The 15,262-nt window shown below is 64.6% G+C and carries 16 protein-coding genes, 1 tRNA gene and 1 other RNA gene; 11 read left to right on the forward strand and 7 right to left on the reverse strand.

Annotation, left to right across the window (positions count from 1 at the left end):
- The first annotated feature begins 120 nt into the window (after window positions 1-120).
- Window positions 121-519, forward strand: a complete 399-nt coding sequence (locus AB4Y82_RS11375) for a DUF6165 family protein (protein WP_441604034.1) — start codon at window positions 121-123, stop codon at window positions 517-519.
- 152 nt (window positions 520-671) lie between these two features.
- On the opposite strand, the gene AB4Y82_RS11380 is transcribed toward AB4Y82_RS11375, so the two are convergent.
- The 3 genes from AB4Y82_RS11380 to AB4Y82_RS11390 all read right to left on the reverse strand — a co-directional run bounded on the left by AB4Y82_RS11380 (window position 672) and on the right by AB4Y82_RS11390 (window position 4,567).
- Window positions 672-2,291 carry a hypothetical protein gene (locus tag AB4Y82_RS11380; protein ID WP_441604035.1) on the reverse strand — a complete coding sequence of 540 codons (1,620 nt, stop codon included), beginning with the start codon at window positions 2,289-2,291 and terminating at the stop codon, window positions 672-674.
- Between the two features lies 1 nt (window position 2,292).
- Window positions 2,293-3,228 carry a glycosyltransferase family 2 protein gene (locus AB4Y82_RS11385; protein WP_441604036.1) on the reverse strand — a complete coding sequence of 312 codons (936 nt, stop codon included), beginning with the start codon at window positions 3,226-3,228 and terminating at the stop codon, window positions 2,293-2,295.
- Window positions 3,229-3,523: 295 nt separating this feature from the next.
- Window positions 3,524-4,567 (reverse strand): glycosyltransferase family 9 protein, encoded by a 1,044-nt coding sequence (locus AB4Y82_RS11390; RefSeq protein ID WP_441604037.1) that lies wholly within the window; start codon window positions 4,565-4,567, stop codon window positions 3,524-3,526.
- 56 nt (window positions 4,568-4,623) lie between these two features.
- Here AB4Y82_RS11390 and AB4Y82_RS11395 point away from each other — a divergent pair, with 56 nt between their 5' ends.
- The 10 genes from AB4Y82_RS11395 (at window position 4,624) to AB4Y82_RS11440 (ending at window position 10,655) form a co-directional block, all read left to right on the forward strand.
- Window positions 4,624-5,349, forward strand: coding sequence for a 3-deoxy-D-manno-octulosonic acid kinase (locus AB4Y82_RS11395; protein WP_441604038.1), 726 nt, complete (start codon window positions 4,624-4,626; stop codon window positions 5,347-5,349).
- A complete protein-coding gene (locus AB4Y82_RS11400; protein ID WP_441604039.1) occupies window positions 5,346-6,104 on the forward strand; it encodes an MBL fold metallo-hydrolase in 759 nt (252 codons plus the stop codon). The genes AB4Y82_RS11395 and AB4Y82_RS11400 overlap by 4 nt, the downstream gene beginning before the upstream one ends.
- 24 nt (window positions 6,105-6,128) lie before the next feature.
- The gene (locus AB4Y82_RS11405; RefSeq protein ID WP_441604040.1) at window positions 6,129-6,632 is read left to right on the forward strand and encodes a DinB family protein; all 504 of its coding nucleotides are present in this window, start codon (window positions 6,129-6,131) and stop codon (window positions 6,630-6,632) included.
- A 101-nt stretch (window positions 6,633-6,733) separates the two neighbouring features.
- Window positions 6,734-6,826 (forward strand) — tRNA-Ser (locus AB4Y82_RS11410).
- Between the two features lie 60 nt (window positions 6,827-6,886).
- Window positions 6,887-6,983, forward strand: an RNA gene (gene ffs, locus AB4Y82_RS11415) — signal recognition particle sRNA small type.
- 135 nt (window positions 6,984-7,118) lie between these two features.
- Window positions 7,119-8,807 carry a DNA polymerase III subunit gamma/tau gene (dnaX, locus tag AB4Y82_RS11420; protein ID WP_441604041.1) on the forward strand — a complete coding sequence of 563 codons (1,689 nt, stop codon included), beginning with the start codon at window positions 7,119-7,121 and terminating at the stop codon, window positions 8,805-8,807.
- Window positions 8,808-8,827: 20 nt separating this feature from the next.
- Window positions 8,828-9,151, forward strand: coding sequence for a YbaB/EbfC family nucleoid-associated protein (locus AB4Y82_RS11425; protein WP_046970131.1), 324 nt, complete (start codon window positions 8,828-8,830; stop codon window positions 9,149-9,151).
- Between the two features lie 136 nt (window positions 9,152-9,287).
- Window positions 9,288-9,881, forward strand: a complete 594-nt coding sequence (gene recR, locus AB4Y82_RS11430; protein WP_441604042.1) for a recombination mediator RecR — start codon at window positions 9,288-9,290, stop codon at window positions 9,879-9,881.
- 4 nt (window positions 9,882-9,885) lie between these two features.
- Window positions 9,886-10,293 carry a GNAT family N-acetyltransferase gene (locus tag AB4Y82_RS11435; protein WP_441604043.1) on the forward strand — a complete coding sequence of 136 codons (408 nt, stop codon included), beginning with the start codon at window positions 9,886-9,888 and terminating at the stop codon, window positions 10,291-10,293.
- Window positions 10,294-10,310: 17 nt separating this feature from the next.
- Window positions 10,311-10,655 carry a histidine triad nucleotide-binding protein gene (locus AB4Y82_RS11440; RefSeq protein ID WP_441604044.1) on the forward strand — a complete coding sequence of 115 codons (345 nt, stop codon included), beginning with the start codon at window positions 10,311-10,313 and terminating at the stop codon, window positions 10,653-10,655.
- Between the two features lie 61 nt (window positions 10,656-10,716).
- Here AB4Y82_RS11440 and AB4Y82_RS11445 read toward each other — a convergent pair whose 3' ends face one another.
- Genes AB4Y82_RS11445 through AB4Y82_RS11460 form a run of 4 tightly spaced genes read right to left on the reverse strand, consistent with a single transcriptional unit; the run spans window position 10,717 to window position 15,246 of the window.
- Complete coding sequence (locus AB4Y82_RS11445; RefSeq protein WP_441604045.1) at window positions 10,717-11,334, reverse strand: Slp family lipoprotein; 618 nt, start codon at window positions 11,332-11,334, stop codon at window positions 10,717-10,719.
- Between the two features lie 47 nt (window positions 11,335-11,381).
- The gene (locus tag AB4Y82_RS11450; protein WP_441604046.1) at window positions 11,382-13,349 is read right to left on the reverse strand and encodes a transglutaminase TgpA family protein; all 1,968 of its coding nucleotides are present in this window, start codon (window positions 13,347-13,349) and stop codon (window positions 11,382-11,384) included.
- Window positions 13,349-14,305 carry a DUF58 domain-containing protein gene (locus AB4Y82_RS11455; protein ID WP_441604047.1) on the reverse strand — a complete coding sequence of 319 codons (957 nt, stop codon included), beginning with the start codon at window positions 14,303-14,305 and terminating at the stop codon, window positions 13,349-13,351. Before AB4Y82_RS11455 ends, AB4Y82_RS11450 begins: the two co-directional genes overlap by 1 nt.
- Window positions 14,305-15,246, reverse strand: a complete 942-nt coding sequence (locus AB4Y82_RS11460) for an AAA family ATPase (protein ID WP_441604048.1) — start codon at window positions 15,244-15,246, stop codon at window positions 14,305-14,307. Before AB4Y82_RS11460 ends, AB4Y82_RS11455 begins: the two co-directional genes overlap by 1 nt.
- Window positions 15,247-15,262: the final 16 nt, after the last annotated feature.

Raw genomic sequence — 15,262 nt, forward strand, 5'->3', positions numbered from 1 at the left:
GAGGCAGGCTGAATGGCGAACTGAATGATCCGACAAAGACCCTCTATCATGTGCACTTTTCCGGCCGACTGCCGTGACCCCTGCGGCACGTTGCGAAAGCCCTGCACCCTCGGAGCTGTCATGAGCCTTATCCAAGTCCCGGTTTCTTACGGCGAGCTGATCGACAAGATCACCATCCTGGAAATCAAATCCAAGCAGATCACCGACGCGGCCAAGCTGGCCAACGTGCGCACGGAGCTGGACCTGCTCAACACCACCTGGGCCAGCCATCCAGCCTCGCAGACCGACATCACCGCCGAACGCGCCCGCCTTCTGGCCGTGAACGAGTCGCTGTGGGACATCGAAGATCGCATCCGCCTGAAGGAAAAAGCCCAGGCCTTCGACGCCGAGTTCATCGAACTGGCCCGCGCGGTGTACTTTCAGAACGACGACCGCGCTGCAGTGAAGCGTGAGATCAACCTCAAGCTGGGCTCACAGCTGGTGGAAGAAAAGTCGTACCAGGATTACAAGGCGAAATAATCCGCCTCCGCCTTGTTGTAGGAGCGCACCCTGTGCGCGACCGGCCCGCTGCGCCGCGCCGCTCGCCCGCAGCTGTCGCGCACAGGGTGCGCTCCTACATCTGCCTAATGCCACCGGGGTTCGCACCTCTCCTATCGCTTAAGGCGCTGGCTTCATCCCCGAATCAGCCGACACAAGCGCAGCCCCTGGGCGTAGCTGTTCCCCTTACGACCCATCTCCAGGTTCGACGGGATATCCCTGCAGTCGGCGATGCGATAGTCCGGAAGCATCTCCACTATCAAAGCCTCCTCCAGCGTGTTCGAAGGGTCGTCGCGAAGCACGACATAGCGTGGACCCGGGTGATCGCGAAGCCGTTGCTGAACCCGGCTCCACAAGCCATATCCCTGTGATGTGCGGACAAACCAACTGAGCCCCACAAAGCTGATCGTTTCGTTCCCCGGGAACATGGGGGCGAGATAAGCGTCCGGCGTTCCCGCCAGGATGATCTGGCTATTCGGCTCGACCGTGCCGGTATCGACTTCCAGTACATGCTGGGCATAGGCGGTGCGCCACCAGTTCGGGTATGTCGTCATGGCGAGGATGGCCAGGAGGAGTGGCAATCCTGCCGCAGGGTGGAGCGCCATCCTGCGGCTTCCCGCAGGGCGCCAGGACCACATGGCGCTGAGCATCAGGATGCCGGTGAGCGCCTCGATGGGGATCGCATAGCGAAGTATGGAAAACGAAGCTAGCCAGAGGACATAACTTGCGCTGGTGAAGGTGATCAGCAGATGCAGGCCGCGATCGTGTTGTTTTGAACGAAGTGATCGACGAAACCAGCGGGCAAGGCCGATGGCAAGCAGCGCAAGCATGGCAAGTGCATAACGCGGGTCGGCGAAGGCAGCTTCCGTCACGATATCGCGCTGCTTCTTTAGCCAGAAGAACGGATAGAACAGCCATTGCAGCAGGGTGCGCGGTCGAAATCGTCCGTCGGTCCCGTCGCTTGCAGCCGTCAGTGCCGAATGAAACAGCTGATTGAACATGGGGAAAGTGGGATTTCCGGTCTCCCGATAAAGGTGTAGACCCCAGGGGCCATAAGCGACCAGGAAGGCGGCAACGACGCCTGCACCAAAGACGACCGTGACTTGCCAGGCCACTCGAGACCGGACACCCAGCGTGACCAACAGTGCCAATGCCAGCGCCGGTGGATACACCATCGCCGTAGGCTTGAGGCCCGCGGCCACGCCGCAGCAAAGGCCCGCGAACAACGCCGGTTTTAGACGAACCGCGTTTTCGCACTGCGGCAGTGCCCGGATGAGTACATACAAACCCAGCAGCACCAACACCGCCAACTGGATTTCGTTGGTGGTGCTGCCTGCCTGCGACACCGCCATCGTGCCTGTGGCGCCGATCAGTGCGGCACAGATGTCTGCCAGGCCGAACGGCCTTTCCTGCAACCGCGCAAGCTGACGGGCGATTCCAGCAATCAGATAAACCAAGGCGCCAAACCAAAGGCCTTGTACGGCAGCAAGCGTCCGCGGCCAGGCGTGGAGGGGGCCTTGAGCCAGCCAAAAATAAGGCAGATCAGCGAGCGGATTGAAGTAGCTCTGCATGCTCGCCGGGGCAATGTCCTGGGCATAGCGGTCGTGAAGGAAGGCCCAGGCGTTGTACAGGTGATAGTTCTTGGTGTCCCAGAGAGCATCCTGGCCGAGGCCAACCGAAAGGCCTGCGCCAAAGGCCAGGCACAAGGCGAAAACGAGCAGCTGACGCCGCCCTCGATTCAGCAGGGCGGCCATCTCAGCGCGGCTCTTCCTTACCAAGGGGCGACGGATAGGCAAGATACGTCAAGTGCTTCCGCTCCCGTCGACCCAGCGTCACCGTATCAAGGATGAGCCCACAGACGAGTAGGCCACCGGCCAGCAACGCCAGTGCAGCGCATAGCACGGCCGTCGGAAAACGAGGGACCAAGCCGGTTTCAAGAAATGTTCTGAACAGTGGAATGGCCAGACCCAACGACAGCGCGGCACAGGCGACAGCGCCTATCGAAAAGAAGGCCAATGGTTTGCCGTTCTTGGTGAGCTTTACGATGGTCCAAAGGATGCGACCACCATCCATCCAGGTACTAAGCTTGCTTTGCGATCCATCCATGCGCGACACGTAGCGGGTCGGATGCTCGGCCACGGGCATATGTTGCTCAAGCGCATGAACCGTCAGCTCGGTCTCCACTTCAAATCCGCTGGCGTGAGCTGGATAAGATTTCACGAAGCGCCGCGAGAACACCCGGTAACCCGAAAGCATGTCGGTGAAAGTGCGCCCGAAGATGTGTCCTGTCAGCTGGGTCAGTAGCCAGTTGCCGAAGCGATGTCCGCGCCGATAGGCCTCCAGTTCATCGCTCACGCGCGAACCCACGATCATGTCGAGCTGCTCGTCGCATAAACGCCGGATCATGACGGGCGCATCAGCAGCGTCATAGGTGGCATCGCCGTCGACCAGCACGTAGATATCGGCGTCCACATCGGCAAACATGCGGCGGATGACATGTCCCTTGCCCTGCAGGTCCTGTTGCCGGACGACAGCATTGGCTGCACGCGCGGCGGCCCATGTGCCGTCGGTGGAGTTGTTGTCGTAAACGTAGATGCGGGCTTCGGGCAACGCGGCTTGGAAGTCGCGTATCACGACGGGGACGGAGAGGACTTCGTTGTAGCAGGGGATCAAAACAGCGATGCGGGACATCCGTGTGCGACTCGTCCATACGGTGAGGTGCCCTGGCTAGGTGCAGAGCACCTCTGGAATGAGGTGTGCAGGCAGCTTCAGGTTGGGCGGCTACATCCTTGTCTGCCTCGACCGTACGGCGCCATCAGTCATTTCCGGCGGATCTGCCGGAGAATGCCCCGGATCCGCCACGCCAATGGATCGCACATCACCCCTTGTAGGAGCGCACCCTGTGCGCGACCGCTGCGGGCAGACCGCCGGGCGCGATCGGGCCGTCGCGCACAGGGTGCGCTCTTACAAGGGAGGGGCGGGTTCCTCAGGACAGGCGAAGGTGCTCTGTACACGCCTCGAATCGATCGATCACCTCATCGACGGCGATCAGATCCATCACGCCGGGTTTCTCGATCTTGGTGCCCCAGGGTATGTCGCTGGCGGGCTTGCCGAGAAAGGCGAGCGAGGCTTCGTTGTATTTGTCCACGCACCATCGGCGGTCGGAATAAGGCCCCGAACGGTTCGGGTTGCTGGCGGCGTGCAGGCCCAGCACTTTGCAGCCGACTGCATTGGCCATGTGCATGGGGCCGGAGTCGGGAGTCAGCAGGATCGGTGCGCGCACCAGCATGGCCATCATCTTTTTCAGCGTGTCCTTGCCGGTGAGGTCGAGGGGGGCATGGCGGCAGGCCGCGAGCACGGCGTCGGCCATGCTGCGCTCGAGAGCAGATGGCCCGCCTACCAGCACTACGCGCCAGTTTTTCGCCGCGGCGTGGTCCATCACGGCGGCGTAGCGCTCGGGGCGCCAGTTGCGCACCGTATGGCTGGAAGTGGGGCTGACCAGCAGGGTTGGTTGATCGCCGGGCAGTTGTTCGGCGGCCCAGGCATGGGCTTCCTCGGGGATGGGAATATCCCAGCGCACTTGGGTCTGCTTGAGGCCCAGGGGTTCGCAGAAGCTGCCCATCGCGTCCAGCACGTGTTCGCCGGTGCGAGCGGGTATGCGTTCGCCGATCACCAGGCCGTGACCATCCTTGGCGCGGGCGTGGTCATAGCCGATGCGGCGACCGGCCTTGATGAACAGGCTCAGCAGGTTGGAGCGCAGCGCCACCTGCATCTGCAGCAGGGCGTCAAAGCGTTGCCCCTTCAGAGCCGCGCCGACGGCCCTCATGCCGGCCAGGCCTGCGCCCTTGTCGAAGGTGACGAAGTTGACGCCGGGCAGGTCGCCCACCAGCTTGCGTTCGAGCTTGCCCACGATCCAGCTCAGCTCGGCCTGGGGCCACGCCGCCTGGAGGGTGCGCACCAGCGGCACGACGTGGGTGACGTCGCCGATGGCGGAGGTGCGGAGCAGGCAGATCGAGGCAGGCGTGGGCATTAGGCTAGAATCATCGGACTTAGGGCTCGGGGCGGGCGTCTGAAGCGCAGAGGGCGATGCAGGAACGAATTCGCGAGAACGCCGCTGGTGTGATTCTGTTCGACGCCGCGGTGTCCCCACAAGTCGAAGACGATTGGTTCGAGCCCGAAGCATGGCGCGAACGCGGTGGCTTGCGCCAGCAATCAGGTGGTCGCGGCGGCGTGGCCATCATCGAGACCTCGGCGGGTGAGTGCGTGCTGCGGCACTATCGGCGCGGCGGCATGGTGGCCAAGCTGATGGGCGACCGCTACTTCTGGCGCGGCGCGCAGCACACGCGTTGCTTCGCGGAATTCCGCCTGCTGGGCTTCATTGCCTCGCGCGGACTGCCTAGCGCGCAGCCGGTCGCCTGCCGTTACCAGCGTCATGGCTGGTTCTATACCGCCGACCTGATCACCCGCCGCATCGCCCATGCGCAAACGCTGGCCGAGTGTCTGGCAGCTGGGCAACTGGACGGTGAAATGGCCGAGCTGGTCGGCGCGCTGGTGGCGCGTTTTCATCGCGCCGGCATCTGGCATGCCGACCTCAATGCCCACAATGTGCTGGTGACGAGCGATGAGCTGTACCTGATCGACTTCGACCGCGGCTGTCTGCGCGAGCCCGCCGAGAGCTGGCAGCAGGCCAATCTGCAACGCCTGCGCCGTTCGCTGCTGAAGCTGGGCGCGGCCGCACAAGGCGAGGCCGCGTTCGACGAGCAGTTGTGGAAACCCCTGATCTATCGCTACGAGCGTACGCTGAGAGCATGAACTGGTCCCTGCATTTCCTGGGTGTGGGTGCGGCGCACGCCGTGGAACTGGGTTCCTCGGCCGTCGTGCTTGAGCGCGACGGCAAGCCGCTGCTGCTGATCGACTGCGGTCCGGACACGCTGGATCGCTACGTCGCCGCGTATGGCGAGCCGCCGCGTGCGCTCTACATCACGCATACGCATATGGATCACATCGGCGGCATGGAGCGGCTGTTCTTCCGCCTGTGGTTCGACGAGCAGTGGCGGGGACGCACGCAGGTGTTCGTGCATGCCGCATTGCTGCCCTGGCTGCAGGCGCGCGTGGCGGATTATCCGAACGTGCTGGCCGAAGGCGGCGTCAATTTCTGGGAGGCTTTCCGGCTGGTTCCGTGCACGCGCGGCTTCTGGCTGGATGGGCTGTGGTTCGATGTGTTTGGCACGCGCCACCACATGGCTGGCACGTCCTACGGCGTGGCGCTGGCGGGCAGTTTTGCCTATACGGGTGATACGCGTCCGATTCCCGAGGTGCTTGCTCGCGTTGCGGCCGGCACTGAACTCATTGCCCACGATTGCGGTCTAGTAGGCAACCCCTCCCATACCGGCATCGACGACATCGAGCGCGAATATCCACAAGCATGGCAAGCGCGGTTGCGGTTGTATCACTACGGCAGCGAGGCCGATGGACAGGCACTGGCTGCACGGGGATACACCGTGGCTCGTACAGGCGAGCGAGTCGCCCTGCCTGCGCCGATGCCACCGCGTCCCGAAGCCGGTTGACCCCACTGCAGGACTTTCCGATCCATGTCCACGCCACACCTGCGCAAGCTGCTGCGTTATCGAGCCTGGGCCGACGAGCTGATCTATGACGCCGTGGCCGCACTGCCGGAAGGCGCCTCCACCGCGCCCCGCGCCACCATTTTCGGGAACATGTTGCGCACGCTCAGTCATAGCTGGGTGGTTGACGACATCTTCCAGGCCCACCTGCAGGGGCGTCCGCACGGCTACACCAGTCGCAACACGCCCGAGCCGCTGCCGTTCGACGAGCTGCGGGCGCGCCAGCAGGCCATGAATGCCTGGTATCTGGAGTACGCCAGTTCGCTCACGCCGGCGCAAGCCGCCGAGGTCGTCACTTTTGAGTTCATTGGTGGCGTGCAAGGGCGCATGAGCCGCGAGGACATGGTGCTGCACGTGGTCAATCACGCCACCTATCACCGCGGTTTTGTGGCGGATATGTTCTACCAGGTGCCCGTGAAGCCGCCGGCGACCGACTTGCCCGTTTTCTTCCGGGATGTGCCCCAGGAATGAACCTGGCGGTGGGTCGATATCTTGTATGAACGGCCCGGCCCCGCTATCCTCTCGCTTCTTTGCCGGGGCCCAAGGGTGCTGGCAAGGGGTTTCACCATTGCGGAGAGGTGTCCGAGTGGTTGAAGGAGCACGCCTGGAAAGTGTGTATACGGCTTATCCCCGTATCGCGGGTTCGAATCCCGCCCTCTCCGCCAGTGAGTGAAACCTGGCGCCGGCCTTGAGCCGACGCACAATGTACGTCTCTATGGTGGCCCTGTCGGTCCCCCCGCGACGATAGTTCGTAAATTCCGCCAGGCCCGGAAGGGAGCAACGGTAGCGAATGATTCGGGTGCCGGGGTGTGGCTGGCAGGGCCGCCGCCTTTTCAGGCCCATCGATCTTTCAGTCCCCTTCGATCCCGTCGCGTCATACTGCTGGATGAGCCGGCCGTTACTGACTTGCTGTCCGCGACTTGGCACAATCGACTTTCGCCCAAAGATAGGCACGGTATGTCTTATCAGGTACTCGCTCGCAAGTGGCGCCCCCGCAAGTTCGCCGAACTGGTCGGGCAGGAGCATGTGGTGCGCGCGCTCACCAATGCGCTCGACACCGGTCGCATGCACCACGCCTATCTGTTCACCGGCACCCGCGGCGTGGGCAAGACCACGATTGCACGCATTTTCGCCAAGTCGCTGAACTGCGAGCGCGGCGAATCGGCCGATCCCTGCGGCGAGTGCGCGGTCTGCACGGCGGTAGACCAGGGCCGCTTCGTGGATCTGCTGGAAATCGACGCGGCCAGCAACACCGGCGTGGACGATGTGCGCGAAGTGATCGAGAACGCGCAGTACGCACCGGCGCGCGGTCGCTTCAAGGTTTACCTGGTCGACGAAGTGCACATGCTCTCCAAGCCGGCTTTCAACGCCTTGCTGAAGACGCTGGAAGAGCCGCCGCCGCACGTCAAATTCCTGCTCGCCACCACCGACCCGCAGAAGCTGCCGGTGACGGTGCTGTCGCGCTGCCTGAAGTTCAATCTCAAGCGCCTGCTGCCGGAACAGATCTCCGGCCAGATGCGCCACATCCTCGGCGCGGAAAACATCGCGTACGAAGACGCAGCCATTGTCGAACTCGCGCGCGGCGCGGATGGTTCACTGCGCGACGGTCTGTCGCTGCTCGACCAGGCCATCGCCTACGGTGGCGGTTCGCTGCGCATCGACGACGTGCGCGCCATGCTGGGCAGCGTTGCGCGCGGACAGGTGCTTGGCCTGCTGCAGGCGCTGGCTGCCGGTGATGGCGACACGCTGATGGCCGAGTGCACGCGCATCGCCTCGTTCTCGCCGGATTTCGGCGGCGTGCTGGACGATCTCGCCAGCGTCTTGCATCGCATCCAGCTGGTCCAGCTGGTGCCGGGTTATCGTCCGGAAGAGAACGGCAACGACGACAGCGCGCTGGTCGATCTGGCCCAGCAGCTGGCGCCGGAAGACGTGCAGCTGTACTACCAGATCGCCACCAGCGGTCGCCGCGACCTGGCCTTGGCGCCCGACGCGCGTACCGGTTTTGAAATGTCCCTGCTGCGCATGCTGGCGTTTCGTCCGGCCGATGGCGGTGGCGCACCGGCTGAACGGCCTTCGGCGGGCGCCGCGGCGCGCGTGGCCACGCCGCCGCCGCGTGCCGCCGCACCGGTGGCCAACGAACGCATGCACATGGCMAGCGTGGCCGAGCCGTCGCCCGCGCGCGCTGCGCCGGCGCCGCCCGTGGCTGCACCGGTTGCCGCTGCGCCCGCGCCGCGTGCCCCGGTGGCCGTCGATGCACGCGGATTGCCGCATTGGGAAAGCCTGATCGAACAGGCCAACCTGCGCGGACCGTTGGGGCAGCTTGCCCAGAATGCCGTGCTGCGCGACCGCGAGGGCCACACCCTGGTGCTGGCCTTGCAGCCCATGCATATGCATCTTGCCGTCGAGCCGATGATTGGCCAGATGGAAGATCGTGTCGGCCAGGCGCTGGGCGAACGCATCAAGCTGCGTTTCGTCGAAGAACACGGCGCCGCCGGCCAGACCCCTGCGGCACGCGCCGCCACCGCCCGCGTCGCAGCCCAGTCGGCTGCCGAGCAGGCCATCGAGGAAGATCCCCTGGTGCAGTCGCTCAAGCGCGAATTCGGCGCGCGAGTGGTGCCACAGTCGATCAAGCCGTTTGAACACTGAACGAGATAGCGGAGTTACCCATGAGAGGACAGATCGGTCAGCTGATGCAGCAGGCCCAGCGCATGCAGGAAGAAATGAAGCGTGCGCAGGAAGAGATCGCCAAGCTCGAAGTCACCGGCAGCGCCGGCGGTGGCCTGGTCACCGTGCTGATGACGGGCGTGCATGAGGTGCGCCGCGTGCAGATCGACCGCAAGCTGTTTGCCGATGATCCGGAAATGGCCGAAGACCTGGTCGCTGCGGCGATCAACGACGCGGTGAACAAGGTGGCGGATGTCAGCAAGAACAAGCTCGGTGGCGTGACCTCGGGCATGAATCTGCCGCCCGGCTTCAAGATGCCGTTCTAACGCACTCTTCTGTGGGAGCGCACCCTGTGCGCGACAGCCTACGGAGCTGGGATGCCGTTGCGAAAGCCGATGACTGGTTTTGCGCATCATCGCCGCGGTCGCGCACAGGGTGCGCTCCCACAATGACTTTGGAATCATGAGCAAGCTACTCACCGATCTCATCGAAGCGCTGCGTTGCCTGCCTGGCGTGGGCGGCAAGAGTGCGCAGCGTATGGCCTTCCATTTGCTGGAGCGCGACCGCGAACGTGGCCAGCGTCTCGCCCAGGTGATGGAACAGGCCATGCGTGAGATCGGCAACTGCTCGCGCTGCCGCAATTTCAGCGAGACGCCGGTGTGCAACCTGTGCTCCAGCAGCAGCCGCGATCGCCAGGTGTTGTGCGTGGTGGAGTCGCCCACCGAGTTGGCCGCCATCGAACAGGCTACCGGCTATCGCGGGCAGTACTTTGTGCTGCTGGGTCGTTTGTCGCCGCTCGACGGCCTGGGTCCCGAAGAGCTCGGTCTGGATCGCCTGGCCGAACGCCTGGGCGAAGGCGAGATCGAAGAGCTGATCATCGCTACCAATCCCACCGTCGAAGGCGAAGCCACCGCGCACTATCTGGCGCAGCTTGCGCGTGCGGCAAACGTGCGGCCGACGCGACTGGCCCATGGCGTGCCGCTGGGTGGCGAGCTGGAGTACGTCGATCGCGGCACGCTGGCCCACGCTTTCGGCAGTCGCCAGCAGCTGGATTGAGGCGATGACGCCCACGCTCAGCCTGGAGATTCCCGGCAACCAGGAATACCGGGCGCTCCGCAGCGCAGCCGGCCTGAGCATGATGTCCGAAGAAGGTGCGGCGATCGGTCTACCGGCCAGCTGGTGCTCGGTGGGCGTGCGTCACGAGGGCGAGCTGATCGGTATGGGGCGCGTCGTGGGCGATGGCGGCCTGTTCCTGTTCGTGGTCGATATCGCGGTAGCGCCGGCTTGGCAGGGCAAGGGCCTGGGGCGGCGCATCATGCAGGCACTGATGGATGAAGTGCATGCGCGCGCTCCGCTGCGCACCATGGTGGCCCTCATCGCTGATGGCACGGCGCACGAGCTCTACGCCAAGTTCGGATTCAAGCTGGTGGCGCCAGGCGCACAGGGTATGCTGTTGCGGCTGTCATAAAAGCTAAGGAACCAGTCATGGGCGACACCATCTTCGGCAAGATCATCCGTCGTGAAATTCCCGCCGATATCGTCTATGAGGACGATGACGTGCTGGCATTCCGCGATCTCAATCCGCAGGCGCCGGTGCATGTGCTGTTCGTGCCCAAGAAGCCGATCGCCACGCTCGATGGCGCCACGGCGGCCGATGCGGAACTGCTGGGAAAACTGCTGCTGGCTGCCGCCGCGTATGCGCGTCACGAGGGCCTGGCCGATGAGGGCTATCGCACGGTGATCAATTGCAACGAGCATGGCGGCCAGACGGTGTTCCATCTGCACGTGCACCTGCTGGGCGGACGTCGGATGCATTGGCCGCCGGGCTGAACCTGCGCGGTTGCGGGCACAAAAAAACGCCGGCTTGCGCCGGCGTTTTCTCTGGACGCGATCAGTGGTGCGGCGGCGGAGGCGGACGCACGATCACGCGCGTGCGGTAGTAGCCGCCGTAGTAACCACCGTAACCGCCGTAATAACCACCCCAGCCACCCCACGGGCCCCAGCCCGGACCCCAGTAGGGACCCCAGAACGGGTCGTAGTAGCCCGGGCCGTAGTTCACGATCACGCGCTTGGGCCACAGGTACACCACGTTGGCTTCGATGCGCGGATAGGCGTAGTTGTACTCGCCGATCTTCTCCGACATCGTGCCCTGGATGACGCCGGTGACGGTGATGTCGCGACCAGCGGTAAACACTTCCGGATCGTAGAAACCGGCTCGGCACGCTACGAAGCGGCCCTGCGTTTGGCCGTCCGTGCTCGCCGATTCCGGGCGGGCCTGGTCATCCAGCGGGCGCTGCAGTACGTAGAAGCAGGTTTCCTGCGGACCGGGTTTGGTCTCGATGATCTGGCCGCCCCAGCGAACCTGGGCGCCGGCGGCGCCATTGCCTTCCTGCTGGGCGGCAACGGAGTTGACCTGGGTGAACGTGCCCTGCAGCGGTTGCGGCACCGTTGCGCAGGCCGCCAGCGTGGCCACGGCGGTCGCGAGAATCAACGGCTTGTACATGGACATGACGCTTCTCCATCGTGTGGTGGATGCGGCGCATCCACGGTTCAATATCATTTGACCACGCGACGCGGTCGAAAGTCCCGCGCAGCCTGTCGAAAGTTTTTAAGCAAGTCAGCTGGCGGTTCGTCGTGCGCGTAACGCAGTTCCAGATACGTCCTCTTCAAGTGTTCCAGCTGGTCGCGTTGGCTGGGGAGGGCCCGCGCGGCGCGGCTGAAGTAGTGCTGCGGTCCTTCGCTGTGGCGACGGGTCACGCCCGCCGCGGCCAGTCGTTTCTCCAACAACCGCATGCTTGTATGTGCTCGATCCGCTTCCGGACGTTGCCACATGGCCCATAGCAAACCGCCTACAGCAAATAGCGAACCGCCGATGGCGAGCAACAAACCCAGCATGCCGACATTGGTGTCCTGCACACCGAACGGCGTCAGCAGGCCGCGCTGCCGCAGCGTGTCAAAGCCGATAACGCCTTGGATCCACCACTGGTTGACGATGTCCCAACGGTTGCGCCATGACAGCCACCACTGGTTGGGTGCCCAGTCAGCTGCCGTGGCATTGGCTGCCGCGGACCCCTGGCTCACGCGTTCCGGACGCACGGCCGCGGTGGGATCCATGCGTACCCAGCCACGCTCGGGCAGCCAGACTTCGCTCCATGCGTGGGCATCGGCTTGGCGCACCAGCAGGTAGTTGCCCATGCTGTTCCAGTAGCCGCCCTGGTAACCGGTGACGACCCGGGCGGGAATGCCGGCCGCACGCATCAGCACCACGAAGGACGAGGCATAGTGCTCGCAGAATCCTTCGTGCGTGCCGAACAGGAAATCATCGACCGTGTTGTGTCCCAGCGGGGTGGGCGTCAGCGTGTAACTGAAGCCGCCGTCATGGAACAGCGTCATCGCGGCCTGGACGATCGCGGCATCGTTGCTGCCGTATTGGCCGCGCCATCGTTGCCCCAGTGCCCGCGCCTGCGGATCGAAACCCGGCGGCAATTGCAGGGCCCGTCGCCGATCGCGTTCGCTGAGCTGCCCCTGCATGCGGTAGCTGGGCGCCGAGCGCAGCGAGTAGACGAGGGGATCGTTGACCGGACGATCGGCACGCATTTCGCGGTCCGCGCTCATGCTTGCCTGGGCCGGCGCTTCCAGCGGCACGTCGAGCGCAGGCAACACGCGTTGACCGGTCGCTTCCAAGGTCACGGTGTACTGGGTGACTGGGCCGTGTTCGACGGTTGCCGGACTGCCGTTGCGCTCGCTGCCGTTCCAGGTGCGACCGTCGTAATTCCACAGCACATACGCACGGAAGTAGCGCTGCTGATTGGGCGGCGGCGTACCGGCGAAGGCCACGCGCATGGCGGGTCGCTCATCCTCGAACAGTGCGGCGAAGTCCCCGGGCGACATGTCAGCACTCAGGCCAGTGCGGCCCTGCGTGCTACCGGGGGCTCCCCATAACGGCGAACTCAGGCGCGGAACGAAGACAAAGGCCAGCAAGGCGAGCGGCAACGATGCGGCGAGCAGTTTGAGCGCGGGCAGCAGTTCGCGCGGAAGACTGCTTGCCGGCCTTGCGGGCTGCAGTGCGCGCAGCGTCGCCAAGGCGGGCAGCAAGCCTAGCGCCACCAGCACCGTGGCCACCATGCCTTGATCGAACAGCAGCGCCGTCATCAATGCAAAACAGGAGAATGCCGCACCGACGCGCGCGTCGCGCGGTGTCTCCGTTTCGAACAGCTTGAGCACCAGCAGGCCCGCCACCAGCGCCGCACCAGGCTCGCGCCCGAACAAGGTGCTGTATTGGGAGATTACCGCCGCGGTCAGCAGCGCCAGCAGCGACAGTTTCAGATAGGCCGGCGCGCGTCCCGGTCGCTGGCGGCGTTGCCACCAGCGCAGTCCAAGCATCACTGCCAGCGCGAGCGTGAACCACGCCGGCAGATGGGGAGCATGTACGCCGAGCACCACGGTGACGGTGATGCACAACAGGTCGAACGGGCGTCGCTCCAGCGGCGCCTGGTGTTTGTGCCGGAACAGGGAAAGACGCATCACGGCATCCGGGCCAACGCATTCATGCAGTGGCTGTAGTGGCTGCGGCCATGCCCCAGGCCGATGTCTTCGATGGGCAGCCACAAACTGGTGGGCCGTCCCACCGTCTCCGCTTCGCCCAGCCAGCGGGCCAGGCGTTCGATGCGTGCTTCGGGACTGAGCTGGGCGAGCTGGCGCCAGTCCAGATGCCACTCCTCCTGCGCCTCGGGTTGCTCGAAATCCTTCACCAGCAAGCTGTCGTGGCGTGCGCTGTGCTTCCACGAGATATGCCGCTGGGGATCGCCGGCGCGATAGGCGCGCAAGGCCGCAATATCCTCGCCCTGATGCAGGCGTTGCTGCTTGCTGGCATCACCGGGCAGCAGCGGCGGTGGGCCGCCGGTTTCAGGGTGCGGCCACACCAGCACGGACTGCTCGGGATGAATCCAGCTCCAGGCATGGAACAGCCCGAGCGGCCAGTTGCTCCACAGTTTGATGCGCGGCATGGGGCGCCAGCCACGACGCCGGGTATCCAGCTGCAGGGAGACCAGGGTTTCGCCGTGTGCCTCGACGGCAAAGGCTTCGGCCTGGCCGTTCATGTCCGCGTGTACCGAGGTATGCGCGTGGCCGCTGCCGCTGAACACCAGGGTGATCGCCATGGGCTCGCCCGCGATCGCCTGGCCTTGCCGGATGCCGGTGAGCTTCAGTCCATCAAGGCTGCGAAACGCAATCAGCATGCTCGCCGAGGTGGCCGAGCCGAGCAGACAGGTGAGCATCAGTGCGGCGTTGTTGGTGTAGTTCAACGCACCCACCAGCATGATCAGCAGGAGCACCGTAAAGGCAGCGCCAAAGGCGGTCGGCACGATGTAGACGCGCCGCCGATGCAGCACGATCGGCAGGGATTCGGGGCGCTTGTAGCGAGTGAGTGCGGGCAGGCGTCGTTCTGCCCAGGTCTGGACGCGACGAATCGCGGCGAGCATTAATCCACCGCGACGTCGGCAAGCAGGCTGCGCGCGAGGCTGTCGCCGCTCGCGCCCCGGGTGGTGACCAGGCGATGCGCCGCCAGCGGTACGAACAGCGCCTGGATGTCCTCCGGCAATACATGTTGGCGGCCGCTCAGCATGGCCCACGCGCGCGCGGCGCTCAGCAGCGCCAGGCCGGCGCGTGGCGACAGGCCGACGCGAACGTCCGCATGACGCCTGCTGGCGGCCAGCAAGGCCTGCAGGTAATCCAGCAGTGCGGCGCTCGCCGTCACCGATTGCGCTCGCCGCGCCAGTTCGGCCAGTCCGGCCACATCCAGTTGCGGCGTGAGTTGGGCTAGCAGGTCGCGTCGGTCGCTGCCGGTCAGTAGCGCGCGTTCTGCGGCAGCGTCGGGATAGTCCAGCGACACACGCAACATGAAGCGGTCCAGCTGCGAGTCCGGCAGCGGGAAGGTCCCGGCCAGATCGAGCGGATTCTGCGTGGCCACCACAAAAAACGGCTGCGGCAGGATATGCGTCTGGCCGTCCACCGTGACCTGGCCTTCCGCCATCGACTCGAGCAGGGCGCTCTGCGTCTTGGGCGTGGCGCGATTGATTTCATCGGCCAGCAGCAGGCCGGTAAAGATGGGACCGGGATGGAATCGGAACTGCCCTGTCTCGCGCTCGTAGACGCTCACCCCGATAATGTCCGAGGGCAGCAGGTCGCTGGTGAACTGCACGCGCTGGAAATCCAGCTCAAAGCTGGCGGCCAGGGCATGGGCCAGGGTGGTCTTGCCAACGCCGGGCACGTCTTCCAGTAGAAGATGGCCGCCAGCAAGCAGGCAGGTGAAGGCCAGCTTGACTTGGCGCGGCTTGCCAAGCAGCACGCGATTGACCTGGGCCATGCTGGCCTCCAGCCGCGTGCGTAGTGATTCTTCGTGTAGCGGAGTAATGGCGGACATGGGTTTCTGGCAGCGG

The organism is Dyella sp. 2YAF14 (assembly GCF_052114725.1).
Classification (GTDB): Bacteria; Pseudomonadota; Gammaproteobacteria; order Xanthomonadales; family Rhodanobacteraceae; genus Dyella.